Raw genomic sequence first — 24716 nt, 5'->3', positions numbered from 1 at the left:
ACGATTCTGCACGATTGTTATTTATAGCACATAGGGAAGAAATATTAAAGCAAAGTGTAGAGGTTTTTCGCAGTGTGTTGAAGGAACCAAATTTTGGTGAGCTATTTGTTGGCTCTTATAATAAACCGTCTAGTGCTGAGCATTTATTTGTTTCAATACAAACAGCGGAGTCACGCAAATTATATGAAAATGTTGCAGCAGATTATTATGACTTTATTGTCGTAGATGAGTTTCATCATGCTGCGGCAAAAACGTATCAGAATATTTTAAATTATTTTATGCCCAAAATATTTTTAGGTTTGACAGCTACTCCAGAGCGAAGTGATGGAAAATCAATTTTGGATTATTTTGATGGACGCATTGCGGCTGAAATAAGACTTCCTGAAGCAATAAACAGAAAGCTATTGTGCCCGTTTCAATATTTTGGAGTATCAGATGATGTGGATTTACGCAGCGTTAGGTGGACCAATGGTGGCTATGATAAAACAGAGCTTAGCAATATTTATACTATTGATCTGTATATTGCTTAAAAAATAGAAGGACATATTGTTAATTCTATTAGTTACTATGTGACTAATGCATCAACTATGAAATGTATTGCCTTTTGCGTATCAATACAGCATGCTATGTTTATGTCAGAGTTTTTTAATAAGCATGGGTTGAGTTCTATAGCACTGAGTTCAGATACCCAAAATGATGAGCGAAATAGTGCTAAGGAACGATTATTAAGTGGCAAAATTAAAATTATTTGTGTAGTTGACCTGTACAATGAAGGTGTAGATATTCCTGAAATAGATACTGTATTATTTTTACGACCTACAGAATCTTTAACAGTATTTTTACAACAGCTAGGTCGTGGTCTTAGATTGTGTGAGGGAAAGGATTGTCTCACAGTTTTAGATTTTGTTGGTCAGGCAAATAAAAAATATAATTACGAAGAAAAATTTGCGGCATTACTTTCCAATACTAGACGCAGTGTGAAAACAGAAATTGATAAGGGCTTTCCATCAGTTCCAAGGGGTTGCTTTGTTCAGCTGGAGAAAAAGGCGAAGGAGTATGTACTTGATAATATTAGTCACGCTTTTAATAATCGGGCAAGTATTATTAAACGGATAAATGATTTTGTGAATGAAACTAAACGAATTCCTACATTGAGTGAATTCTTAAAACATTATCATCAGCCTATTTCTACTATTTACAAAAATTACGGTTTTTACGACCTTTGTATGTCAGCCGGAGTCATTGATACATATAATGAACCGATGACTGAGTTGTTCATAAAGAAGGCATTTCCAAAAATTGTTGCCATTAATTCCAGGCGGTGGATCAAGTTTTTACTGAGGTATTTGCCTAATATTAAGACTACCAATATTAGTAGTTTATCAGGATACGAAAAACATTTGTTGTGGATGTTCTATGTTACTGTTTGGAATGTACAGACCTTTGATCCTGCAAGTACAGAAATTCAGGATAATCTAAAACTATTGTCAGATTCTCCAATGGTCCTTAATGAAATAAAAGAAATATTGGAATACAATCTTGATAGGATAGATATTCTTTATAAGCCATTATTATTAGAATATGAGTGTCCATTGGATTTACATTGTTCTTATACCAAGGATCAAATTTTAATAGCTATGGATTACATTAGATTGTCATCCATGCGTCAGGGTGTTTTGTATATCAATGACAAGAAGACAGATTTGTTTTTTGTGACTATTAATAAATCTGATAAAGATTATTCTCCCACAACAATGTATGATGATTATTTTATTAGCGATGAATTGTTTCATTGGCAAAGTCAGAGTACCACATCTGAAATGGCGCCTACGGGACAACGATATATTAACCATAAGCATATGGGGAATACAGTATTGCTTTTTGTAAGAGATTACAAAAAGAATAGTATGGGAACTGCACCTTATATTTTTATTGGTCCAGTAAATTATGTGGCTCATACGGGTAGTCGTCCAATGAATATTACTTGGAAATTGGAGCGAAAGCTTTTGGCAAAAGATGCTATGACATTAAAAAGCAATGTTATGGGTTAATTTTTGGAGGATTTAATGAAAACAATAAATGTAGTAGCAGCAGTAATACGCAAGGGCAATAAGATACTGGCTACCCAGCGGGGATATGGCGAATTTAAGGATGGTTGGGAATTTCCAGGGGGGAAAATTGAGCCTGGGGAAAGACCAGAGGAAGCCTTAAAGAGAGAAATTAAAGAAGAATTGAAGGCGGATATTTTTGTAGGTGAGGATTTGGGAGTAGTGGAATATGACTATCCCAATTTTCATCTGAATATGCGGTGCTTTATGTGTTCTCTTGTTTCAGAGGATGTCACCCTGTTGGAACATGAAGCAATGAAGTGGCTTACGGCAGAAACAATAGATACTGTGAATTGGCTGCCAGCGGATAAGCCAATGACAGAAAAAATTAAAGAAATATTGCGTTGATAAATTTAATGTTTGGGGGGAGAAGATATGATGCAAAAACGGCTTTACAATATTCTTTTCCCCATGTGGTTATTTTACCTTCTGCCCACCGGTGTATGGCTGATTATCTTGCCAGCGAATTTTCTGATAGATAGTCTGGTATTATATTTTGGTGGTAGATATTTGCATATTAAGGATTTGGTAAAACTTTGGAAGCACTGTATTTTTAGAATTTGGGTCATTGGATTTATAAGCGATATTCTGGGGGCCCTGCTGATTTTGGCAGTTGCTTTGCTGGTTGATAAAATTTGTCCTGAATGGAATACATTTTATTTTCCTGGTGCAACTTTAATAGCCGTTCCTGGGGTCCTGCTGTCGGCGGTGAGCATTTTCTTTTTTAATAGAAGATTTGCATTTGTAAATACTGATTTGGACGATAGAATTATAAATAAATTGTGTTGGATACTGGCATTATTTACTGCTCCGCATGCAATGTTGATCCCATTATATGGATAATTAAAAATCACAGGGCTGTTCTCAAATCAGAGAAGGGCCATTGACCGCGGTGTAACGGATTATACGTATTTGTAAATATCGATAACAGTGAACAATTATGGTATAATTTGGTTAAGAAAAAGAGAGGTGCAAGAATGGCCAGAAAAACTTATGATGAACTGACGATTCAGGATAATTTTCTCTTTCAGAAAATTATGCGCAATAAGAGGATATGCAAGCAGACTATACAGCGGTTGCTGGATATCGATATAAAGGATATATCCTATCCGGAGGAAGAAAAATCCATTGATGTTAGATTGGATAGCAAGAGCATTCGCCTTGATGTTTATGTTAATGACGATAAAGGCACTGTTTTCAATATCGAGATGCAGACCACCAAGGACATGGAAGAACTGGTGAAGCGCACCAGATATTACCAGGCCATGATAGACATTGACCTCTTGGAAAAAGGCCAGGACTATGAAGCATTGAACAATACATATATTATATTCATTTGCACCTTTGAGGTATTTACTGGTAAACGCCATAAGTATACCTTTAGGAATATGTGTGCAGAGGATAAGGTCATCGAACTTGAAGATGGTACAACAAAACTGTTCCTCAGCACCAAGGGTGATAAGGATGATGTGTCCATGCCACTTAAGAATTTCCTTGATTATGTGGATGGCCATGCGCCAGCAGATGAACTGATGAAAGAAATTGACACAGTAAAATATACCCAAGAAAGTGGACACGACAAGACGAAGGGATACACCATTACATTTTAGCTTGAAGGAGGACAGAAAATATATTAACGAGATAAAATCCTATAAGGTGTATCCCTAAGTAGTGGACACTGACTTCAAAGGGAGGTATCCTGTGAAATAAACAGTGCAGAAGAATGCATGCGTCCAATTGCTGGACACACAGCATAAGGTATTAACCCTGCAAAATGAACACGAGAAAATAGGTAGAAATCCCATAGAATATACATAAGTCATAGGTTTAAAATCCCTCTTAATGGGCATTTGATCAAAGGGTACTCTTATTCAATGGATTCTACGCAGGAAAGGAATATCCCATGAAGGAGTACACAAACAAAGAAATCAAAGCACTAAAATCCAATCCGTACACATTTAAGGTCACTAGAAACAAGCTGTATTTCAAGGCGGAATTCAAGGAACTTTTCTGGGCAGGCTATCAGGCAGGAAATGCGCCCAGGAAACTACTGGAAGATTTTGGATATGACCTTGAAATGTTTGGACAAAAACAAATTGATAGTATTGTACAGCGGATAAAGAAGGAGGCACTCTCAGGAAGAGGTTTTAAGGAAGGAGAACAGCGTAGACGTAGGCCGGGGGCAGACCGACTGGAAATTGAAGAATCACATTGTGTTGGCAATTTTCCTACCGGAAACTTTGAACGTATGAGAAATGAATTGAAATATCTTAGGCAGGAGGTTGAGTTTATAAAAAAAATTCTCAAAGGCTTATCCAACAAACGAGGAAAGTCATCATGACGGCGCATGATAAATTTGAGGTGATACAAGAAACACTGGCACAGGAAGGTAATCTATTGAGTGTAAAGTTGCTTTGCGATATAGCTGGTGTATCCCGTTCCGGGTATTACCGATGGATACAAACAGCAGATGTACGTGAACGCAGGGAACAACAGGATTGTAAGGACTTTGAGCTTATTTTAAAGGCGTATCAGCAAAGAGGATACAGCAAAGGAGCACGTGGTATATACATGTGCATGCTCCATTGGGAGAAACCTGTTGTTATGAATTTGAAGAAGATACGTCGGCTGATGAAGAAATATGGACTTTTCTGTCCAATTAGAAAAGCGAATCCTTATCGTAGAATGGCCAGGGCACTCAAAAGCAACCAAGTTGCCAAAAACCTGTTGAATAGGGAATTCGTGCAGCATGGAGCAAGACGTGTCCTGCTAACAGACATTACCTACCTTCCCTATGACGGCAAATTCTGCTATCTTTCGACGATTTTGGATGCATATACAAGGCAGATTTTGTCGTATGTACTCAGTGATTCTCTTGAAATTGATTTTGTATTGGAGACAGTTAACAAACTGATTAGTGAACACGGTATATCCTTGGACGCAGAAGCTTTGATTCACAGTGACCAAGGCTGTCATTACACCAGCATAAGTTTCACTCAGCTCGTGAGGGATAAAAAATTGCGTCAGTCAATGTCTAGAAGAGCAAACTGCTGGGACAACGCACCACAGGAAAGTTTCTTTGGACATATGAAGGATGAGATTGACTTGAGTAAATGTAAGTCCTTTCGTGAAGTTAAACAGGTAATTGATGATTGGATGGACTACTATAATAATGAGCGTTATCAATGGCAGCTAGCCAAATTATCCCCAAATGAATACTATATGTACATTACCACTGGACAATATCCTCTAAAGGATGTGTTACAACCAATGAATTAATGTCCATTGAAAAAATATCCCTTTTTCTTAAAATGTCCTTGACAAGGGGTACACTTTACAGAAGTTGAGCTGTCAAAGAGCCGTGATGAATGGAGGCGAGAGTATATGACTTTGGCATTGGAGATAGAAAAAGAGAAAAAGCAGAGCTGGGAAGCTGGCAAGGCAGAAGGTAAGGTTGAAGGTAAGGTTGAAGTAGTAATTGACATGCTAAAAGAAAAGATGTCAATAGATATGATTGCCCGTTTCACAAAACTTACTGTTGACCAGATTAAGGAAATCGGCAAGAAAAATGCACTTCTATAACTGAGAAAATGTGATTTTAGCACTTAGCCTATATGGTTGGGTGCCTTTTTATTTGGGGGGGCTTATGAATGTTAAAAAGATATTGGTGGTTGTTGTTATTGGTATTATTATCCTGAATTTCCGTAATTTTATACCAAGGCGTATCAATTCGGGACATTGACCCCCATACATTCATATTCTTTTCCCCATGTGGTTATTTTACCTTCTGCCCACTGGTGAATGGCTGATTATCTTGCCGGCGAATTTTCTGATAGATAGTCTGGTATTATATTTTGGTGCTAGATATTTGCATATCAAGGATTTTGTGAAGCTTTGTAAGGCTTGCAGCTTTAGAGTGTGGGTTATTGGCTTTTATAGATAAGATAGAGCAGATAAGAGCGATGGAGTCCTTCTCAAAGCCGGGAAGGGCTTTTGGCTGAGAACGCATGTTCATCATGATGGTCGTATTTTTGCTCATGCAACTCTTTTCAAGATTAATCAATAGTGCTAATATACAGATTATAAAGTCGATGGTGGATTATCGAGAAGGGGTGTTTCCAATGGCACAGTTTATCGTAGTAGATTTTGAGTTCACGTATTACAATAAGCCCGTGGGCAGGCCAAATGGCTTTTTTCCGGAAATTATTGAAATCGGTGCTGTAAAATATCACGGGGCCACTGATATCACTAAACTGCAGAGCTTCGTGAAGCCCCATTTTTATCCAAAGCAGGCAAAGGCAGCTATGGAATTCTGTATGATTACCCCCAAGGATATGGAAAAGGGTGTGAATTTTGGCGATATGCTGAAGATGCTGTCTGCCATGTACGTGCCGGGGGAAACCTATTTCGTGACCTGGGGCAATGATGACTACAAGGTATTGTCCCAGGGGTGCTTCCGTCATAAGCTGGCTAATCCTATTCGCAAGGAGGATTGCCTGAATTTGGCTGTAGCTTATAGGGAAATGGCTGGTCTGAAGCGTACGCCGGGCCTTAAAGCCACGATAGAGACTCTTGGCATGTCCTTTGATGGTATCTGGCACACTGCTTTGGATGATGCCTTCAATACAGGCCGCATCCTGCACAAGATGATCGAGATGGGCTGGGATCCCCAGAAATATATGGAAGAGAAAATTCAGCGGAGCGCCTGATGGAAGGATTGCTTCATATGAGCCTCAGCTGCTGTAGAGACCTGTATAAAGATAAATAGACAGCAGGGAATAACCACTGATACATAGAATACTATAACGAGCTTTAAGATGTCCCCTACCTAAAGAGGTGGGGGACATCTTAAAGCTCGTTATAATCCTGGACAGAATGAGATTTGGAGCAAGGCATGGATGATCAGAGTATAGCAGACAATAAAATAAAAAAAGGCACGGGAGAATACTGGCGGGCCATTATTGCCCTGTTTTTCGGCAGCCTGGTGACCTTTGGGGCAGAATATTGCGTTCAGCCTATTATACCCGTATTTACGGATCCCTTTTCCTTGGAGCCGGCTACAGCCAGTCTGGCGGTGTCCTTTGGTACCGGCGGGATGGCCTTGGCCATGCTGTTTATTGCCGAATTTGCCAAGCGGCTGCCCAGAAAAGAGGTAATGTCTATCGCCCTTATTGTGTCGGCAATTTTGGCTGTGATAATGGCCCTCAGCGATTATTTCGGTCTGATTTTAGTGCTGCGCCTTTGTCAGGGCCTGTTATTGGCTGGCTTTCCTGCCATGGCCACGGCGTATATCAGTGAGGAATTTGACAGTTCCATAGTGGGGGCTGTAATGGGGATATATGTCAGCGGCACCTCCATTGGCGGCCTGGCCGGCCGTATGCTGCTCAGCTTTTTTACGGATTTGTATTCCTGGCGTGTGGCCCTGGCAATTTTGGGTACAGCTTATGCCATTATCGGCATTGCCTTTGTGCTGCTGCTGCCCAAGGCCCATCATGTCATTGATGTAAGGGCCCCCTTCTCCGGCTTGGAGGAGTTTAAAGGGCTGTTTGCCAATAAACGCCTGGTGGCGATTTACGCCATTGCCCTAATGGTCATGGGGCCCTTTGTATGTGCCTACAATTACATCAGCTATGTGCTGCTGGCGGAGCCCTATTGCCTCAATCAGACGGCTATCGGCCTTTTTTACCTGCTGTATTTGGTGGGGACCGTTTCTTCAACCCTGATGGGGGCCCTCTCGGATCGTATCGGAAACGGGCCCACGGCTCTGGTTTCCATTTTCGGAATGCTGGTGGGTATCCTGCTGTCCCTTTATCCTTCCCTGCTGGGGATCGTTGTGGGCATGGGGCTGTTCACCTTTGGCTTCTTTGGTGCCCATGCGTCTGCCCTTAGCTGGTCCTGCAAGGTGGACAGCAGCGACAAGGCTCGTATTACAGCCCTGTACATGTTCTTCTATTATATGGGCTCAAGTCTTATCGGCTCCGGGGGCGGCTATTTCTTCAGCCTTTCAGGCTGGAGGGGAATAGTGTTCTTCCTGGTGGGTATTCTGTCACTGGCTCTGCTGGTTAATTTCCTCTTATTGAAAAGAACCAAATGACAATAAACGACAACAGTACATATAGTCATCAAAAAAGGCGTAAGCCTCATTGAATAATGGCTTTTGACAGTCATATCCAATGGGGATTACGCCCTTTTTAATTTTATCATTCTAGATTTTATTTTTTTAATTCCAGGTTGAATTGTTGAAAATTTAGGCTTTAGGTGGTCTGGATTTGGAAACCTTATGCTTCTTGGCCTCATACAGGGCACTGTCCGCCTGCTGGAAAAGGGTAAAGGGATTATCCACATGCTTGGCTGTGGCTACGCCTACGCTGACGGTAAAATGCTCCCCTTTTGGCAAAACATCAGAGGTTTTGACGTACTCCTTTATAGCCTCCGCCGTTTCCTGGGCCGCCTTCAGTCCCTTATTGGGCAGAATAACCATAAATTCATCGCCGCCCCAGCGGCCGGCCGAATCAGTGCGGCCAATATTCTTGCTTATAGCCATGCCCACCACCTTTAGAGCTTCATCGCCCACATCATGGCCAAAGGAATCATTTACCTGCTTAAAATCATCTACATCCAGCATAAGAACGGCCAAATCAGAGGATTGATTTGTGTGATACATCCACATGGCCTGCTCCAGTGCAGCCTCCAGTCCCGCATGGTTCAGCAGAGGAGTCAGGGTATCATGCAAAAGGCCGCTTCGCTCATATTCGATACAGCTCTCAGGGATATTAATTCCCAGCTTGACCGCCTGTGCCAGGCGTTTACAGCTTCTGTAGCCACAGGCATGGCAATTGTAGCTCCGGGATTCAACGGTATTTTTCCGCAGCTTGTAGAACACATCATCCAGGTCATCATCCGAAAACATACCATTTTCTATTTTCTTGTCTGTATATTCCCTGCGAAAGTCATGCCAATCCAGGTAGCTGTCAAAATATTGGGCTATTTTATAAATCGAGTCCTTATTTTGTACTGTAACCTGCTCCGAAAGCCGTTCCTGCTTCCGGATATTGGTTTTGTAATCCACCTCATCCATGGATATTCTTTGATTGGTTCCAGTGCCATAATTGCAGCCCCCTGAACAATTCAGGATATCTATCAGCTCCGGCACCGGCAGCTGGTTGCTCTGACGGTTATAGTATTCATTGAGATAAGGATATACGTGAAAGACGGAATCTATCTGCCGTATCCACATATCCTTGTCGGTAACCCGGACGGTCTCCGTCAGCCCGCCCGGTCGGCTGTATACATGGCCTATCCCTGGCTTCATTCCATCAAAATCCACCTCGGGGTATTGGTCAAGGTCTATGTTCATTTCCTTTAATTTGTGCTTAAGCTTGTCAAAGGTAATATTGTATGATACCAATCTGTGTGTATTTGGATCATTAATTTCATCGGTTTTGGCGATGCATGGAGATAAAAAGGCAATTTTTCCCTTCAGCTTCTCCTTCATCCGCAAATAAATGGCCAGACAAATCAGGGGACTTTGAACAGGGGCCAGGGAAGGCAGCAGCTCAGGCATATAATGCTCGCAATAATTAACAATGGTCGGGCAGGACTGGGCAATAACGGAAGAAAGGGACAGCTCCTCCTTGGCCTTTAGATATGCCCAGGTAGAAATATCAGCCCCGAAGGAAACATCATATATATTACCTACTCCCATGGATTTCAGCCAACCAAATAACCGGTTCAGGTTGGAAAAATTTACCTTGGCCGATGGAGCGACAACGAGATGGATAGGATCCCCCATTGCCAGATCCACAAAAAATCCTCTGTATCATCAGTATAATCACGGGCATTGTGATCACAAATCTTAATGCAGGCACCACAGGAAATACAGTATTTGCTGTTTACCGCTATTTTCCGCTTTCTGTCCAGGGATTTATAGACCCGATTAGCCATATCTACAGGGCATACTTCAATACATTTGTTACAGGCAGTACATTCTTTCTCTATTGTGAAAACCCTACCTTGCACAGCCGGTCCCTCCATCAAAAAATTTTACCACTACACCATATTGTATACTAGCTTATCCATCTTAACAATATATGAGATGATTTTTTTTATTTTTGTGATATACTATTAGTCGTAGAGGAATTATTTTATTTATTGTTTTTTGGGAGGTTTTTTTATGTCAAAGATTTGTAAGAGTTGTGGTCAGTCTGTTGATGATAATACCGCCTATTGCCCCAATTGTGGCAGCTCTGTTCAGGAGGGGCTCCCTTCCACCAATGCAGGTAGTGTGGGGAACAATCCGTATCAGCAGGATGCCCAGTTCGGTTCTACAGTGGCTGCTGGTACAGCCTGGGGACTGGGTGATGACAAGAAGCTGGTCAACAAGATTGCCTATGGCCTTCTGGCCATCCTGTTAGGTGGGTTTGGTGTTCACAAATTTTATACTGGCAAAACCATGTGGGGCATAATATATATTTTGCTCTGTTGGACCGGTATTCCAGCCATTTTGGCACTTGTGGAGGGCATTATTGGCTTTACCACCAAGGATGACGGCCATGGCAATATCTATGCCTAATATATTCTATTAAAAAATGTAAAGCTCCATCAAGTCATGGAAAGTGATTTGATGGAGCTTTTATTTGTGTTAAGCTATTATATTGTTAAATAAATCAACCTGCCAAGTTTGCTATATCTAATCCTTCTACTCGTGAAAATTCACGCTCGTTATCGGCTATGACCAATTTTGGCGTCCAGAAATTTCTGGAGGAATACCTGAAGCTGGCCCCGGAGCCCCAGGCCCGTCAGTCCTCTGAGGGACTTATCAAGCCAGAGGGTAGGATTGGCTCAATGGTGGCCAGGAAGTATTCGGTGATTTCCTCGGGGCTTTCCTGCATATTGCGGGATAGCCACCAGCCTACTGCTTCAACAAATGAGGCTGAAATATGGTTTACCAGGTAATCCTCGGGCAATTTCGAATTTCGGAATTGTCCTTTTTTTGCGTATTGGGTACGGATTAATTTTTTTAGGTTGCCTTTAAAATAACGGAGAAAGAGGTCATTATTTTTGGAGGACAGCAATTCCAGTATATGGTTATCATTTTCCTGTAAATGGCGGAGTAAATGCAAAAAAACAGAATCAGTGGCACTGCCGCATGAATAATGATAATGGCCGTGAGGAAGGCCCATGGCGGTGTCAATAATATGACCGAACAGCCCCTCACAAAGGTCCCGGAGCAGATAATCCTTGGTTTCAAAATGGGCGTAAAAGGTGGTGCGGCCGATGTTGGCAGCATCAATAATCTCCTGGACGGAGATTTGATTGTAATTTTTTTCCGCCAATAGAGAGGTGAAGGCGGCGAAAATTGCCTCCCTTGTTTTCTTCTGTCGTCTGTCCATGGGTATTCCTCCAGATAATATTATGAACGATTTTCCCCAAGTGTTTCGCAGGGAATGATGAACGATTTTTCCCAAGTGTTCCGTAGGGAATTATGAACAATTTTTCCAAAGTGTTCCGTAGCGAATAAAGGAAATTTTTTGATTATTGTACAGCTTAGGATTTGTTTATATACTAAAACAGAACAATATGTTTGGTAATGAACATATCATACAGAAGTTATAAACTATAGTCAAGAAAGATGAGGTCACAGCTATGGTGGAAAAAATCAATAATGTGCTGGCAGGCATTCCCGCCACATTGCTTGGCGGAATAATGCTGATATTCAGCTTTGTGTTATCAATGCAGGAGGTCTATTGGGCCCTGGATCCGGCTTGGCTTACGGTGGTTATCTGCGGTATTCCTTTGGTATATCTGGCCCTTTGGCGGATTGTTCACAATCCGGGTATCAGCAAGATTTCCTCTGCATTGCTGATAACCATGGCTATGTTGGCGGCCATTGCCATTGGCGATTTGTTCGCCGCCGGGGAGGTGGCCTTTATCATGGCCATAGGGGCCATTTTGGAAGAAAAAACCACCCAGCGGGCCCGGAAGGGACTGAAAAAGCTGCTGAAGCTTGCTCCCAGCCAGGGACGGCGGATTCTGGAGGGCAGGGAATATGTGGTGGCCATTGAGGAAATTGCCAAGGGGGATATTTTGCGTATTTTGCCTGGTGAGACCATTCCCGTAGATGGAATAATAGTGGAGGGAGAAACTGCTGTGGACCAGTCCATCATGACGGGGGAGTCCCTCCCTGTGGACAAGGGACAGGGGGATAAGGTGTTTTGCGGTACCATAAATCAGTTTGGTGCTGTGGACATAAAGGCCACCAGAGTGGGGGAGGACAGCTCCCTGGAAAAATTAATTCGCATGGTTAAGGAGGCGGAAACCAAGCAGGCCCCTATGCAGCGTATAGCGGACAAATGGGCCAGCTGGCTGGTTCCCATTGCCCTGGTTATTGCAATAGCTGCCTGGCTGGTTACCGGTGACATCGTCAGAGGGGTAACAGTCTTAGTGGTGTTCTGCCCATGCGCTTTGGTATTGGCTACCCCTACAGCCATAATGGCGGCCATCGGTCAGGCCACCAGACACGGGGTAATTATCAAATCAGGCGAAGCCCTGGAAAGGATGGGCAAGGTGGACACCATTGCCTTTGACAAGACCGGTACCCTCACCCTGGGGCGGCTGGAGGTAAGCGATGTTATTTCGCTGAACCATAACATAGGTGAAGAGGAGCTTTTGGCCCTGACCGCAGCAGCGGAAAGCAAAAGTGAGCACCCCTTAGGTAAGGCCGTTGTGGCCTTTGCCGGACAGAGAAATATCCAATTGCCGGAGGCGGTTAATTTTAAAATGACCAGCGGAAAGGGGATTTATGCCCAGGTCCGGGGGAAAAGGCTATATTGCGGCAATGAAAAATATTTAGGCGAAATGGGCGTTACCCTTGCGCCGCCGGTAAAGGAGCTGCTGCTGCGCCTCCAACGGCAGGGAAAAGCGTCTATCCTGGTGGCTGAGGAAAATAATTGTATCGGTTTGCTGGCCTTGTCGGATATCCTGCGCCCGGAGGCTCAGGCCATGGTCCAAAGGCTGCACAGCATGAATACCAAGGTAGTCCTGCTTACCGGTGATAATTCCCAGGCAGCGGCCTATTTTGCCCAGCGGGCAGGCATCACATCGGTACGGGCCGAACTGCTGCCCGGGGACAAGGTGGCCAATATTGACCAATTGAGTCAGTCCGGGAAGGGCGTCTGCATGATTGGTGATGGAGTAAATGATGCACCGGCCCTAAAAACTGCCACAGGAGGCGTGGCCATGGGCAGCATGGGCAGTGATATAGCGGTGGAGGCGGCGGATATTGCCCTTATGAGTGATGATATCGCCCAAATTCCCTACTTAAAGCGGCTGTCCAACGCTACCGTGAACACAATTATGTTCAGCATCAGCCTGTCCATGTGTATAAATTTTGTGGCGGTAGCCTGCTCCGTATTGGGCTTGCTGACGCCTACCACCGGGGCCCTGGTCCATAATGCAGGCTCCTGCCTGGTGGTGCTGATCGCGGCCTTGCTGTATGACCGAAAATTTGATGTTTAAATTTTCCCAATAATTGTGCAACCAGCAATAAAATCATAATTGTCTTTTATCCGTGTTTCCTATATAATATTTTAGTGAATTTTTAATGACGAGATTTTTTAGACAGTGGAGGAATAGACTTTGTCACAATTGACTGATGAAATAAAGAGACGGCGGACCTTCGCCATAATTTCCCATCCGGATGCGGGAAAGACTACCCTTACCGAGAAGCTCCTTTTATACGGCGGGGCCATTCACCTGGCTGGCTCCGTCAAGTCCAGAAAGACGGCTCACCATGCGGTATCTGACTGGATGGAAATCGAGAAGCAGCGCGGTATTTCCGTTACCTCATCCGTATTGCAGTTTAATTATGGCGATTATTGTATCAATATCCTTGATACCCCGGGCCATCAGGACTTCTCCGAGGATACCTACCGGACCCTTATGGCGGTGGACAGTGCCGTTATGATTATCGACGTGGCAAAGGGCGTGGAGGCACAGACCAAGAAGCTGTTTAAGGTCTGCAAGCAGCGGGGAATTCCCATTTTCACCTTCGTCAACAAGCTGGACCGCTTTGGCAAGGCACCAATTGATTTTATGGACGAGCTGGAACATGTGCTGGGCATCCGTTCCTATCCCATGAATTGGCCAATCGGCACTGATGGCAAGTATTTTGGTGTTTATGACCGCCAGAAAAAGCAGATTGAGCTGTTTGAGGATGATACCTCCCATGGTCAAAATACCCGGGCCTCTGTTACCGGCTCCCTGGATGACCCGGAATTTGCGGAGATGCTGGGCCAGGAAGCCCATCAGACCTTGATGGATGATATTGAGCTGTTGGATATGGCCGGCGAGGCCTTTGATCTGGATAAGGTGGCCCGTGGGGAGCTGACCCCCATGTTTTTCGGCTCGGCTATGACCAATTTTGGGGTCCAGAACTTTCTGGAGGAATACCTGAAGCTGGCCCCGGAGCCCCAGGCCCGTCAGTCCTCTGAGGGACTTATCAAGCCGGAGGATGACCAGTTCTCCGCCTTTGTCTTTAAAATTCAGGCCAATATGAATCCGGCCCATCGGGACAGGTTGGCCTTTATCCGCATTTGCTCCGGTAAATTTGAGCGGGGCATGAGCGTGTACCATAAGCGCAGCGGCAAGGCCATTAAGCTGGCCCAGCCCCAGCAGTTTATGGCCCAGGACCGTCAGATTGTGGAGGAGGCCTATCCCGGGGATATCGTGGGTCTCTTTGACCCGGGGATTTTTGGCATAGGCGATACCCTCTGCGACAATTCCAGGAAGTTTGAGTATGAGGCCTTCCCGGTATTTCCGCCGGAGAAATTCGCCCGGGTAAGTGCCAAGGACACCATGAAGCGCAAGCAGTTTGTTAAGGGCATTGAACAGCTGACCCAGGAGGGAGCCATTCAGCTCTTCCGTCAGGCAGGAGCCGGGACGGATTCCTTTATTGTGGGCACGGTAGGTACCCTGCAGTTTGAGGTGCTGGAATATCGGCTGAAGAATGAGTATGGGGTGGATATCGTTATGAACATGCAGCCCTATGAGGTGGCCCGCTGGCTGACCTATGAGGATGGCCGTGAGGTTACGCCCTCCAGCCTCCGTGGTGCAGATCGGGGTATGTTCGTATATGATCGTCGGGAAAATCCTGTACTGTTGGTAAGCAATGAATGGGCATTGGGGTGGATTACGGACAATAATCCTGACCTGGAGCTCCATACGGTGCCTGTTGACAGAAAAGAAGTGTAAAATTAGGTAGGTAAGAACGTGGCAAATTTTTATATTGATTATGAAAATGTTCATAATGAAGGATTAAAGGGGGTAGAGAAGCTCACCCCTGAGGATAACCTGTATCTGTTTTATAGCGACAAGGCAGATACCCTAAAGATTGATGTGGTACAAAAGCTGTTACAGACCCAGGGCAATCTCCGGTTTACAAAGATTGAAAACGGGGTGGAAAATGCCTTGGATTTTCAGCTGATTACCGCCCTTATGTGTGATTATGCCGCTGATAATAATTATTATATTATCAGCCGGGACAAGGGCTATGATGCGGCCATTACCATGGCCCAGCAGCGGGACCGCAAGGAGATTTTCCGCTGCAAGGATATCAGCTGGGCTCTGAAGCATCAAAATAATGAGGCTATTGACGAAAGTGACCCGGATGTTATTACGGAAATCACCGATGAGATTGAGATTATCCAGACGGTGGAGGAGCTGCTGTCGGACAGTGATTATGGGGAGACCCGGGATAATCCTCCTGAGGAGTCCCCGGCCGGGGGAGAAGCCATGGCTGAAAGCCTTGAGACGCCCCAGAAGCCGGTGACGAGAAAACGGACCCCGCGGCCGCGGGTAGAGGCCAGGACAGAGGACACAGCGGAGGTGGAGGCTTCCCTGCCGGATATTTCCCCTGATGAAAAGGATAAGCGGTCCTATCAGTCCATTTGTACCAAGATTTTAAATACAATTAAAATCAATCACAAGGTGCCCCTTAATTATCATCAGGCGGAGCAGGTGTACAAGGCTTTGCAGCTGACCACCACCAAGATGGAATTTTATCGCAGCCTCAACAGCATTATGGGGCGCAAGGAGGGCAGTGAGCTTTACCAGAAAATCAAGGCTATTTACAAGACTCTGCGGGGAATTTATAAGGCCTCGGTGGCCGCCGCGGAAATGGCTGAGGCTACACCGGAGGCTATGGCGGCCGCCATTGAGCGGGAGCCGGCTGTCCGGGAAATTAATCTGGAGGGAATCGCTTCCCAGCAGTCCATGATGGAAATTGTTATGGAGGCCCTGTCCGAGGAGGCTCTGGCCGGTGAGGATGTGGAGGCCGAGGCGGCGGCTATTGTAGCGGCAGTCACTTTGGCGACAAATGGAGAGGCAACGGAGCAAGCTGCAGCTGGTGAAACACCGAAAGCCGCAGAAGTAACGGAGCCAGACCCAGATGCGGACAATACGCCTGAACCAGCCTCAAGGCCAAGGCGTACATACAGACGTCCGCGAGTACAGACCAGAACCAATACTAATAGTGCAGGCCGTCAGCGGCGCAGCCCTCACCGGTCCGGTACAGCTGCCCGCAGGCGAACCCCTGCACCAGCCGCCCGCAATACCTCAGCCGATGAGTAGAGCAGGGGTTATTCAGTGAGGACTTGTCCCATGGGAGCCCTGACATCTGCTCCGTGGCGCCAAGCCCATTGGCAGGCTGAGATTAAATTTGAAATAGTACATAATGCCCCCTTGGCGTGGGATAACGCAGCAGATCATAATTCACCCAGCTGTGTTGTGGAATATTGTGGAATAAAGGATTGTTCATTTTTATGTGAACAATCCTTTTTTTCTTGGAAAGCAGGAATACAGATAAGTTATGGCGAAAGTATACGCGACCTTGTTTTTAGAAAGATTGGAGGCTGATGAACAGATAAAGTAAAGTTATAAATAATTATAAAATAATCTTGATTAAATTACAACTTATTGATATAATAGTATTGAGGTGATGAACTTGGAATACTATACTATCAATAAATTTGCTAAAATCATCGGAGTCACCCCACAAACCCTGAGAAACTGGGATAGGAGCGGAAAACTCCATCCTCATCACACTTCGTCCAATGGTTACAGGTATTACTCGGAAGACCAATTAAATACCGTGACAGGTGTTCAGACAGCACCTAAAAAGGTTATCGGATATTGCAGGGTATCAAGCCCTAAACAAAAAGATGACCTTGAACGTCAGGTCGATAACTTGAGAACATATCTGTATGCCCAAGGGCAGCCCTTTGAAATAATCACAGATATAGGCTCTGGAATCAATTACAAGAAGAAAGGGCTGCAAGACCTCATTCGTAGGATTGAATCCAATCAGGCCGAAAAAGTGGTTATTCTTTATAAGGACAGGCTGTTGCGCTTCGGCTTTGAGCTAATTGAAACTATTGCGGCTATACATGGTTGTAAGATAGAAATAGTCGATACTACTCAAAAGAGCGAGCAGGAAGAGCTGGTCGAAGACTTGGTGCAAATAATTACAGTGTTTAGCTGTAAGCTTCAAGGAAAACGGGCGCACAAGGCGAAGAAGATGATTCAAGAGTTAGTGGGAGGTGATTCAGATGATAAAGTCAATCAAGATACGACTATTGCCGAACAATAAGCAGAGAACTAAGCTGTTCCAGTTTGCAGGTGCTGCCAGATTTGCCTACAACTGGGCTTTGGACAAGCAGATGGAGAATTTCAGGGGAGGCAGGAAGCTTCAAAGTGATTATGACCTTCGCAAGGAATTCACGCTGCTCCGCAATTCAGGAGAATACCCCTGGCTGCTCAGCATATCTAATAATGTTACAAAACAGGCTATCAAAGACCTGTGCAGGGCTTACGGAAACTTCTTCCGCAAACAGAAACGGCCTGGCTATGTCAGGTATTCTCCCAGGAAAATCACTCACTGCGCCCGTGTCGGCAAAAAACTGACAGTCTATGACATGAACGGACATCCAAAATTTCGCAGCAGGAAGAATTGTGATTTCCGCTTCTATCAAGATAATGTGAAAATCCAGTTCACAGATACACATGTCAAGCTGGAGAGCATTGCTGACAGCAAGAAAAAGAACCGCCAACGGCTCAACTGGATAAGGCTTGCCGAAAAGGGCAAAATTCCTGTTGGTACAAAGTACACTAATCCGAGGATAACCTTTGACGGCGAAAACTGGTGGCTGGGCATTGGCTTTGTAGTCAAGCATAAACTAAAGCCAATGAGAGGACTGAAATTCGTTCGCAAACAGCCTGCCCGCCCATATACTGAAGGTGTAGGCATTGATTTAGGCATCAAGGACTTAGCGATAATCTCTGACACCAACAAGGTCAGGAATATCAACAAGAGCCATACAGTAAGGAAACTCAAGAAAACGAGACGCAGGTTGCAGCGTCAGGTATCTCGCAAATACCAGATGAACAAGAAAGGAGATAGTTACTGTAAAACAAGCAACCTTATAAAAAGTGAAAAACGACTTTTTCGAATCAATAACAGGCTGGCTAACATCAGAGCCAATCATGTACATCAGGCAACAAGAGCAATTATAGATCGAAAACCAAGGTTTATATGCCTTGAAGATCTGAATGTGCAGGGCATGATGAAGAACAAGCACCTGTCTGAAAAAGTTCAGGAACAGAATCTTTATGAATTCCGCAGGCAGATTGAATACAAGGCACATTGGGCAGGAATTTCCGTAGTTATTGCTGACCGCTGGTATCCCAGTTCCAAGACCTGCGTCGAATGCGGATATATAAATAAAGACCTGAAGCTATCAGACAGGACATATATCTGCCCGCACTGTGGCAACGTAATAGACCGTGACTTCCAAGCATCTTTGAATCTCAAACGCTATGGAGAAACGGAACTATCTCAATCTGCAAGCTGACACTGACAAGTCAATGCAGATATGTACCCGTTCGTTGGCGGGGAATTTAAGCCTCTGGAGCATTACATCAAACGCGAGTAGCTTCGTGCTTGCGCGGGTAAAAGCGGATGCGAAACGCCCTTTACGGGAAGGAACGAGGAATGAAACGTAAAAGTTAGCTTTTCTTACGAAATGTATAGCTTTTTATAAGTTTTCAGTAACGGCAAGCAAAATATGGAAATTAAAGCTATAGGCTTTGTGGGCACCGGTGTTATGGGGAGCAGTATGGCCCGTCATTTAAAGCAGGCCGGCTTTGATGTGGCCGTGTACAACAGAACCAAGGCCAAGGCCCAGCCCCTTATTGATGAGGGCATGAAATGGTGTGATACACCGGCAGAGGTGGCCAGGGATGCCGATGTGGTTATTTCTATCGTAGGCTATCCCAAGGATGTGGAGGAGGTTTACCTTGGTAAGCAGGGCATTCTCTCCACCAAGGAGGGCGGCATTGTTATTGACATGACCACCTCCAGCCCGGCTTTGGCCAAGAAAATATACGAGGCGGCTCAGGCCAAGGGGGTATCTGCCCTGGATGCCCCGGTATCAGGTGGGGATTTGGGGGCAAAAAATGGTACCCTGGCTATTATGGTGGGGGGCGATGAGGCGGCCTTTAATGCTGCAAAGCCGGTGTTTGAGGCTATGGGCAAGACCATTAATTATTTTGGTCCTGCAGGCTCCGGCCAATATACGAAGATGGCCAACCAGATTGCCATTGCTGCCGGTATGCTGGGGGTGGCCGAGTCTCTGTTCTATGCCAAGAAAATGGGCCTGGACCCCCAAAAGGTACTGGAAACCATTGAAACAGGGGCGGCAGGCTCCTGGTCCCTGTCCAACCTTGGCCGCCGTATGCTGAAGGAGGATTACGCTCCGGGCTTTTATATCAAACACTTTATCAAGGATATGCGTATTGCCATAGAATCCGCCCAGGAGGCCGGCCTTGAGCTGCCCGGCCTGCTAAAGACCAAGGAACTGTATGATATCCTTTCGGACAAGGGAATGGATGATAAGGGGACCCAGGCGATTATAAAGTGGTACCTAGATAAGGCTTAAATTAGATTAATTTTCAGTTGCTAATAGTGATGCTTTAACTAATTTCATGATTTTTTTGGGGTGAAATTGGACAAAATACGTTCACTATGCTATTATACTAGAAGTTTAAAGAACTGAGAGGAGAATTGAACACTATGACAAAAGCAGAATTAGTTGCAAAGATTGCAGAGAAGGCAGAGTTGACTCAGAAGGATGCAGGTGCTGCATTGAAGGCTACCATGGAAGCAATTCAGGAAGCCCTCGTAGCAGGTGATGCTGTGCAGATGGTAGGCTTCGGTACCTTTAAGGTAAACGAGCGTGCCGCCCGTACCGGCCGCAACCCTCAGACTGGCGAGGAAATCAAGATTGCTGCCGCCAAGGTTCCGGCATTCAAGGCTGGTAAGGCCCTCAAGGATGCAGTTAACGGCTAATCCTTTTTATTAATGCTGTGACGTGGCACTGACCACACAACCCCTGGTTTATACCGGGGGTTTTATTTTTTGCAGGAATTTTCTGTTACTTGTCGAAAAGTAGATAATAGAGCATTCTTTGTGGAAGCTGTATGCTGTTAGGATGGTGATAATCGTGTTGGGCATTGAACGTGAGCAGGAAATCAATAGGGAATTGGCCATGTATAGGCCAACTCTGCTGGTGGTAGAGGACAATGTTATAAACCGGGAAATATTGTGCAATATTCTGGAGGGGCATTTTAATGTTATTACGGCTTCTAACGGCCTGGAAGGGCTGAACTTTTTGCGTGAACAATATAGGGATATTTCTGTGGTGATTTTGGATATTAATATGCCTGTTATGAACGGCTATGAATTTATTGAGATAGTGAAGGAGGATACCAATCTTTCCAAGGTGCCTATTGTGGTTACCACAGTCCACAGCAGTATTAATGAGGAAATTCGCTGCCTGGATATGGGAGTATTCGACTTTATCGCCAAGCCCTATATTCCTAAGCTTATTCTTACCCGCCTTAATAATATTATCCGTTTATTGGAAAATGAAAAGATGGTGGTGGATTCCACCACAGATGCATTGACTGGCGTGAAAAACCGCAAAGGGTATTACGAGGATATCGGCAAGTATTCCCAATTACCGGATGGCAATGACCGGACCCTGGGTATTGTGTACCTGGATATCAATGGCTTAAAGACGGTAAATGAGGAGGTGGACCATACCGCCGGGGATTTGCTCATAAAAAGCGTTGCAGCTACCACAAAGCAGATTTTTTATGATGGGGAGATTTATCGCCTGGGGGGTGATGAATTTGTGGTGTTGTCCTTCGATGAAAATGAAAGCTCCTTGGATAAAAAGGTTATGAAGCTAAAGAACTGCTGGACGGAAACCATTTCTGCCTCTGTGGGAATGGCCCTGGCCATGGGCTTTAGAAATATTGAAACGGAAGTTGCCAAGGCTGAAAAGAACATGCATGAGGACAAGAGCAGGTTTTATGAAGAACAGGCCGACCATACAAAGGTATACAGGCGAATACTCAATACTGATATGCTGCGGTTGGCCAATGCTTTGACGGAATATCTGCCGGGCGGCTTTTTGGCTTTTCGTACTGACACGGGTGAGCTGATTCATTATAACAGGGATATAGTGGAGCTGCTGGGCTACAGATCCCAAAATGAAATGCGCCAACTAACCCAGAATAATATAAAAAATGTAGTCCACGCTGACGATTATAACCTGCTCAGAGCCGGCGTCAATGTGGTCAATAACCGCAGTCACAGCTATAATACGGTGGAGTTGCGTCTGACCATGAAAAATGGTAATCTAAAATTGGTAAAAATGGGTATACGGGCAGTAAATACCGTTACCTTTGGTGAAATGGCCTACGTATTTCTCACATTAATGGATTGGAGGTGCTGAAGGTGGAGATTGGTGGAATTGGTGGTTATTCAGGCTATGGCTACGGAACGGGTTCCTTTGCGGCCCAGGGGCCTCAAGGGACAGATGGCAAGGGAGTGGGCCCGGAGCATCAGATAAAGCCCGGCAGAAAGTCCTCCCCGGCTGAGTGCGAGACCTGCAAGAACCGCAAATATACCGATGGCTCTGATGAAATGGTTTCCTTTAAGGCCCCTGGTCACATTGATCCAAATAATGCGGCGGCAGTGGTACTGGGCCACGAGCAGGAGCATGTTTCAAATGCCTATAACAAGGCCAGAAATAATAATGGCCATGTAGAACGGGCTACGGTTCGCCTGAAGACGGATATTTGTCCGGAATGCGGCCGCTCATATATTTCCGGTGGGGAGACCAATACGCAAATCAAGTATTACAACGAGGACAATCCATATCAACAGGATTTGAAGAAAACCGATGGCTTGAAGTATCGGGGGGCTAATGTGGATATTGCCGCATAGCAGTAAGCAAGATGAAAGCATAAGGGCTTTCATCAGCCCTTACAACGAAATCTAGAGCTCATCTGCATCCTTCGGATTTGTTTCGCTAAGATTTCATAATAAACTCCGTGCGAAACGGTTTTTCGCACTACGCCCTTACAACGAACACTAAGCTCCCACTGCGCCGTAGGCTTGTGCTTGCTAAGTGTTCATAGTAAAAATGATTTGGATTTTAGGAGCTGGTTGCCATGCAGCCGGCTCTTTTGCGGTAGAATACCAATAGAGAGAATATATATCATATGAGGAGGAGTTGTCATGTCAGAACCGGTGGTAAAGTATGAAATTGAGGATGGAGTAGCCATTTTAACCCTGAATAGGCCCAAGAGCTTAAATTCCATGAGCCTGGAGCTTATAAATGGCTGGCTGGAGAAGCTCCATACAGCTGAGCATGATCCTGCTGTGCGGGTGGTGGTACTCACCGGTGAGGGCCGGGGCTTTTGTGCCGGCGGGGATCTGGCCTCCCTGGATAATTTAAAAACCACGGAGGAGCGTCGGCAGTTCGTGGCCCAGGCCGGCATGGTGGTGAAGCTGATATACAGCATGTCCAAGCCGGTTATTGCCATGGTAAATGGGGTGGCCGCCGGTGCAGGCTTTAATATTGCCTTGGCCTGTGACCTGTGCTATGCCGCCAAGGGAGTAAAATTTATCCAAAGCTTTGCCAATATCGGTTTGGCCCCGGATTGTGGCGGCTATTACTTTTTGGCCAAAGCCGTAGGCCTGTCCAAGGCCAAGGAATTGATGTTTACCGCCCGGCCGGTGGAGGCTCAGGAGGCCCTGTCCTTAGGCCTGGTCAATGATGTATTTGATGCTGGGGAGCTGCGGGAAAAGACCATGGCCGCCGCCAAACAAATCGCCGGGGCCGCCCCGTTGGCCCTGGCCATGATGAAAAAGGAAATCAACAATTACGGTGCCTCTCTGGATGAAACCCTGACCTATGAATCCATGGCCATGGCCATGCTGTTGGGTACCGAAGACTTCCGGGAGGGAATAAAAGCCTTCTCCGAAAAACGCCCCCCTGTATTCCAGGGAAAATAACCAACAGCCTTCCCCCTTGAGGTTAATGCGGAATTCGGAATGCGGAATTGAGCCTTCCCCTAGAGGGGAAGGGGGACCGTCGCAGACGGTGGATGAGGTGTTCCCGAAGGGGGAATGGCCGGGGATATTAGCTTTCACACGACAGAGCTGCTATAAATATTATTTTGCTTTAAATTACATAGCTGGAAAAATTACAACTCGCGTTGCTCAGACAGGTAATTTTTCCAGCTAATTTTAGTGTGCAAAAAATATTTTCTTCACGCAGCCCAGTCTATTGTTAAATGAGACTTATTCAGTGGGAGATTTATACGCCCACTGAATGTAGTCGAATTAATCCAGAGCTTTGCGGACGTATCCAATAGGCAAAGCCTGTTGGTTAATACGTCCCATGCGAAAGTGTCCTGCAAAGCAAGACCATGACCTTAGCTGAGCAGCTGACACTGACCGCTATGGATGCTTTTCTCCCACCTAGAAGGAAGGAGAATTAGCACCCGTTAGCGTGGGGTTCAAGCTAATTACCCCCGGTCTGTGCAAAGCCTTCCCCTTGCGACGCGAATGCAATGAGCTAGTCCCGTAGGGGAGGGGAAGCCCTTTCAGGACTAGCTACGCGTCGCCCTTTCAGGACTAGATTCGCGTCGCCCTTTCAGGACTAGCTACGCGTCGGTGGACCGTCGCAGACGGTGGATGAGGTGTCCCTCATTTTTTTATTCTTAGCAGGATTTTCCTCCACAAATGTCGAATTAGTTCACGTTAAAAATTCGACAATACATAAAATTGATTTTTTATACCCAAAGAGGATGGAGGCAAATTATGTCAATAAAACGTAACAAAAACCTGACCCGGCTGGTATTGGCCGGTCTCACCCTGGGAGTAACCAGTGCCATGCTGCCCATATCTGCAGCATCAGCCGGTAATGTCAGCGATACGGTGACAATAACCGATAATATGACCCCTGAAGAAATGGATACCTATTTGGATAGATATCAATTTCCCGAAACAACCAATTATATATGGCACATAAATTATAACGATGTTAAGAAGCTGCTTATTACAGGAGTTCCGACGGATTATCAAGGAGATAGCTTTGCCGGTGCCCTGAATTACACTGACACCCCCGATCCCATAAATCTTTCCGGCTTTTCGGCTACCTTGCAGGGGGGAAAGGTGAAAAATTTATATGGTGC

The 24716-nt window shown here is 45.2% G+C and carries 25 protein-coding genes; 22 read left to right on the top strand and 3 right to left on the bottom strand.

All coding sequences use genetic code 11. The features are described from left to right. The 10 genes from Q0Y54_RS04500 to Q0Y54_RS04455 form a co-directional block, all read left to right on the top strand. A partial coding sequence (locus Q0Y54_RS04500) for a DEAD/DEAH box helicase family protein (protein WP_297964718.1) occupies nt 1–530 on the top strand: 530 nt, incomplete at its 5' end. Nucleotides 531–569: 39 nt separating this feature from the next. After that, complete coding sequence (locus Q0Y54_RS04495; RefSeq protein ID WP_297964716.1) at nt 570–2051, top strand: DUF3427 domain-containing protein; 1482 nt, start codon at nt 570–572, stop codon at nt 2049–2051. A 15-nt stretch (nt 2052–2066) separates the two neighbouring features. Then, nucleotides 2067–2456, top strand: coding sequence for a (deoxy)nucleoside triphosphate pyrophosphohydrolase (locus Q0Y54_RS04490; protein ID WP_297964714.1), 390 nt, complete (start codon nt 2067–2069; stop codon nt 2454–2456). 27 nt (nt 2457–2483) lie between these two features. Continuing rightward, on the top strand, nt 2484–2951 hold the full coding sequence (locus Q0Y54_RS04485; RefSeq protein ID WP_297964712.1) for a hypothetical protein: 468 nt from the start codon (nt 2484–2486) through the stop codon (nt 2949–2951). A 134-nt stretch (nt 2952–3085) separates the two neighbouring features. After that, nucleotides 3086–3718 (top strand): Rpn family recombination-promoting nuclease/putative transposase, encoded by a 633-nt coding sequence (locus tag Q0Y54_RS04480; RefSeq protein WP_297964710.1) that lies wholly within the window; start codon nt 3086–3088, stop codon nt 3716–3718. A gap of 293 nt (nt 3719–4011) precedes the next feature. Further along, nucleotides 4012–4449 (top strand): HTH domain-containing protein, encoded by a 438-nt coding sequence (locus tag Q0Y54_RS04475; RefSeq protein WP_297964708.1) that lies wholly within the window; start codon nt 4012–4014, stop codon nt 4447–4449. After that, nucleotides 4446–5387, top strand: coding sequence for an IS3 family transposase (locus Q0Y54_RS04470; protein ID WP_297964705.1), 942 nt, complete (start codon nt 4446–4448; stop codon nt 5385–5387). Before Q0Y54_RS04475 ends, Q0Y54_RS04470 begins: the two co-directional genes overlap by 4 nt. A gap of 105 nt (nt 5388–5492) precedes the next feature. Continuing rightward, the gene (locus Q0Y54_RS04465; RefSeq protein ID WP_297964703.1) at nt 5493–5690 is read left to right on the top strand and encodes a hypothetical protein; all 198 of its coding nucleotides are present in this window, start codon (nt 5493–5495) and stop codon (nt 5688–5690) included. A gap of 539 nt (nt 5691–6229) precedes the next feature. After that, entirely contained in the window at nt 6230–6817 is a 588-nt protein-coding gene (locus tag Q0Y54_RS04460; RefSeq protein ID WP_297964700.1) for a 3'-5' exonuclease, read from the top strand. A 185-nt stretch (nt 6818–7002) separates the two neighbouring features. Beyond that, complete coding sequence (locus Q0Y54_RS04455; protein WP_297964698.1) at nt 7003–8202, top strand: MFS transporter; 1200 nt, start codon at nt 7003–7005, stop codon at nt 8200–8202. Between the two features lie 153 nt (nt 8203–8355). Here Q0Y54_RS04455 and Q0Y54_RS04450 read toward each other — a convergent pair whose 3' ends face one another. Continuing rightward, nucleotides 8356–9912, bottom strand: a complete 1557-nt coding sequence (locus tag Q0Y54_RS04450; protein WP_297964696.1) for a diguanylate cyclase domain-containing protein — start codon at nt 9910–9912, stop codon at nt 8356–8358. Beyond that, on the bottom strand, nt 9855–10142 hold the full coding sequence (locus Q0Y54_RS12625; RefSeq protein WP_366072273.1) for a 4Fe-4S binding protein: 288 nt from the start codon (nt 10140–10142) through the stop codon (nt 9855–9857). The genes Q0Y54_RS04450 and Q0Y54_RS12625 overlap by 58 nt, the downstream gene beginning before the upstream one ends. A 139-nt stretch (nt 10143–10281) precedes the next feature. Here Q0Y54_RS12625 and Q0Y54_RS04445 point away from each other — a divergent pair, with 139 nt between their 5' ends. Continuing rightward, entirely contained in the window at nt 10282–10680 is a 399-nt protein-coding gene (locus Q0Y54_RS04445; protein ID WP_297964694.1) for a TM2 domain-containing protein, read from the top strand. 226 nt (nt 10681–10906) lie between these two features. Here the strand turns inward: Q0Y54_RS04445 and Q0Y54_RS04440 are convergent, their stop codons facing one another. Continuing rightward, a complete protein-coding gene (locus Q0Y54_RS04440; protein WP_297964692.1) occupies nt 10907–11500 on the bottom strand; it encodes a TetR/AcrR family transcriptional regulator in 594 nt (197 codons plus the stop codon). A 253-nt stretch (nt 11501–11753) separates the two neighbouring features. On the opposite strand from Q0Y54_RS04440, the gene Q0Y54_RS04435 reads away from it, so the two are divergent. The 11 genes from Q0Y54_RS04435 to Q0Y54_RS04385 all read left to right on the top strand — a co-directional run. Beyond that, nucleotides 11754–13625: a cation-translocating P-type ATPase gene (locus tag Q0Y54_RS04435; protein ID WP_297964690.1), complete on the top strand. Its 1872-nt coding sequence runs from the start codon at nt 11754–11756 to the stop codon at nt 13623–13625. 120 nt (nt 13626–13745) lie between these two features. Further along, nucleotides 13746–15359 carry a peptide chain release factor 3 gene (locus tag Q0Y54_RS04430; RefSeq protein WP_297964688.1) on the top strand — a complete coding sequence of 538 codons (1614 nt, stop codon included), beginning with the start codon at nt 13746–13748 and terminating at the stop codon, nt 15357–15359. An 18-nt stretch (nt 15360–15377) separates the two neighbouring features. Next, nucleotides 15378–16736, top strand: coding sequence for a PIN domain-containing protein (locus tag Q0Y54_RS04425; RefSeq protein ID WP_297964686.1), 1359 nt, complete (start codon nt 15378–15380; stop codon nt 16734–16736). Nucleotides 16737–17109: 373 nt separating this feature from the next. Beyond that, the gene (locus Q0Y54_RS04420) at nt 17110–17754 is read left to right on the top strand and encodes an IS607 family transposase (protein WP_297964684.1); all 645 of its coding nucleotides are present in this window, start codon (nt 17110–17112) and stop codon (nt 17752–17754) included. After that, entirely contained in the window at nt 17714–19015 is a 1302-nt protein-coding gene (locus tag Q0Y54_RS04415; RefSeq protein ID WP_297964682.1) for a transposase, read from the top strand. The genes Q0Y54_RS04420 and Q0Y54_RS04415 overlap by 41 nt, the downstream gene beginning before the upstream one ends. Nucleotides 19016–19228: 213 nt before the next feature. Beyond that, complete coding sequence (locus Q0Y54_RS04410) at nt 19229–20101, top strand: NAD(P)-dependent oxidoreductase (RefSeq protein ID WP_297964680.1); 873 nt, start codon at nt 19229–19231, stop codon at nt 20099–20101. Between the two features lie 134 nt (nt 20102–20235). Beyond that, on the top strand, nt 20236–20511 hold the full coding sequence (locus Q0Y54_RS04405) for an HU family DNA-binding protein (RefSeq protein WP_297964678.1): 276 nt from the start codon (nt 20236–20238) through the stop codon (nt 20509–20511). Nucleotides 20512–20653: 142 nt separating this feature from the next. Continuing rightward, entirely contained in the window at nt 20654–21964 is a 1311-nt protein-coding gene (locus tag Q0Y54_RS04400) for a response regulator (RefSeq protein ID WP_297964676.1), read from the top strand. A gap of 2 nt (nt 21965–21966) precedes the next feature. Continuing rightward, the gene (locus Q0Y54_RS04395) at nt 21967–22458 is read left to right on the top strand and encodes a hypothetical protein (protein ID WP_297964674.1); all 492 of its coding nucleotides are present in this window, start codon (nt 21967–21969) and stop codon (nt 22456–22458) included. Between the two features lie 294 nt (nt 22459–22752). Next, complete coding sequence (locus Q0Y54_RS04390; RefSeq protein WP_297964672.1) at nt 22753–23532, top strand: enoyl-CoA hydratase/isomerase family protein; 780 nt, start codon at nt 22753–22755, stop codon at nt 23530–23532. A gap of 810 nt (nt 23533–24342) precedes the next feature. After that, on the top strand, nt 24343–24716 hold a 374-nt coding region (locus Q0Y54_RS04385; RefSeq protein ID WP_297964670.1), incomplete at its 3' end, for a hypothetical protein.

Source organism: uncultured Anaerovibrio sp. (genome assembly GCF_947302755.1).
Taxonomy (GTDB): domain Bacteria; phylum Bacillota; class Negativicutes; order Selenomonadales; family Selenomonadaceae; genus Anaerovibrio.
The sequence above is the reverse complement of the archived record's forward strand: the minus strand, read 5'-3'. Positions and strand labels throughout refer to the sequence as shown.

Coding starts and splice junctions, on each gene's coding strand:
- Q0Y54_RS04490 (WP_297964714.1), top strand. CDS start 2,067: ATGAAAACAATAAATGTAGTAGCAGCAGTAATACGCAAGGGCAATAAG.
- Q0Y54_RS04485 (WP_297964712.1), top strand. CDS start 2,484: ATGATGCAAAAACGGCTTTACAATATTCTTTTCCCCATGTGGTTATTT.
- Q0Y54_RS04480 (WP_297964710.1), top strand. CDS start 3,086: ATGGCCAGAAAAACTTATGATGAACTGACGATTCAGGATAATTTTCTC.
- Q0Y54_RS04475 (WP_297964708.1), top strand. CDS start 4,012: ATGAAGGAGTACACAAACAAAGAAATCAAAGCACTAAAATCCAATCCG.
- Q0Y54_RS04470 (WP_297964705.1), top strand. CDS start 4,446: ATGACGGCGCATGATAAATTTGAGGTGATACAAGAAACACTGGCACAG.
- Q0Y54_RS04465 (WP_297964703.1), top strand. CDS start 5,493: ATGACTTTGGCATTGGAGATAGAAAAAGAGAAAAAGCAGAGCTGGGAA.
- Q0Y54_RS04460 (WP_297964700.1), top strand. CDS start 6,230: ATGGCACAGTTTATCGTAGTAGATTTTGAGTTCACGTATTACAATAAG.
- Q0Y54_RS04455 (WP_297964698.1), top strand. CDS start 7,003: ATGGATGATCAGAGTATAGCAGACAATAAAATAAAAAAAGGCACGGGA.
- Q0Y54_RS12625 (WP_366072273.1), bottom strand. CDS start 10,142: ATGGAGGGACCGGCTGTGCAAGGTAGGGTTTTCACAATAGAGAAAGAA.
- Q0Y54_RS04445 (WP_297964694.1), top strand. CDS start 10,282: ATGTCAAAGATTTGTAAGAGTTGTGGTCAGTCTGTTGATGATAATACC.
- Q0Y54_RS04440 (WP_297964692.1), bottom strand. CDS start 11,500: ATGGACAGACGACAGAAGAAAACAAGGGAGGCAATTTTCGCCGCCTTC.
- Q0Y54_RS04435 (WP_297964690.1), top strand. CDS start 11,754: ATGGTGGAAAAAATCAATAATGTGCTGGCAGGCATTCCCGCCACATTG.
- Q0Y54_RS04415 (WP_297964682.1), top strand. CDS start 17,714: ATGATAAAGTCAATCAAGATACGACTATTGCCGAACAATAAGCAGAGA.
- Q0Y54_RS04410 (WP_297964680.1), top strand. CDS start 19,229: ATGGAAATTAAAGCTATAGGCTTTGTGGGCACCGGTGTTATGGGGAGC.
- Q0Y54_RS04405 (WP_297964678.1), top strand. CDS start 20,236: ATGACAAAAGCAGAATTAGTTGCAAAGATTGCAGAGAAGGCAGAGTTG.
- Q0Y54_RS04400 (WP_297964676.1), top strand. CDS start 20,654: ATGGTGATAATCGTGTTGGGCATTGAACGTGAGCAGGAAATCAATAGG.
- Q0Y54_RS04390 (WP_297964672.1), top strand. CDS start 22,753: ATGTCAGAACCGGTGGTAAAGTATGAAATTGAGGATGGAGTAGCCATT.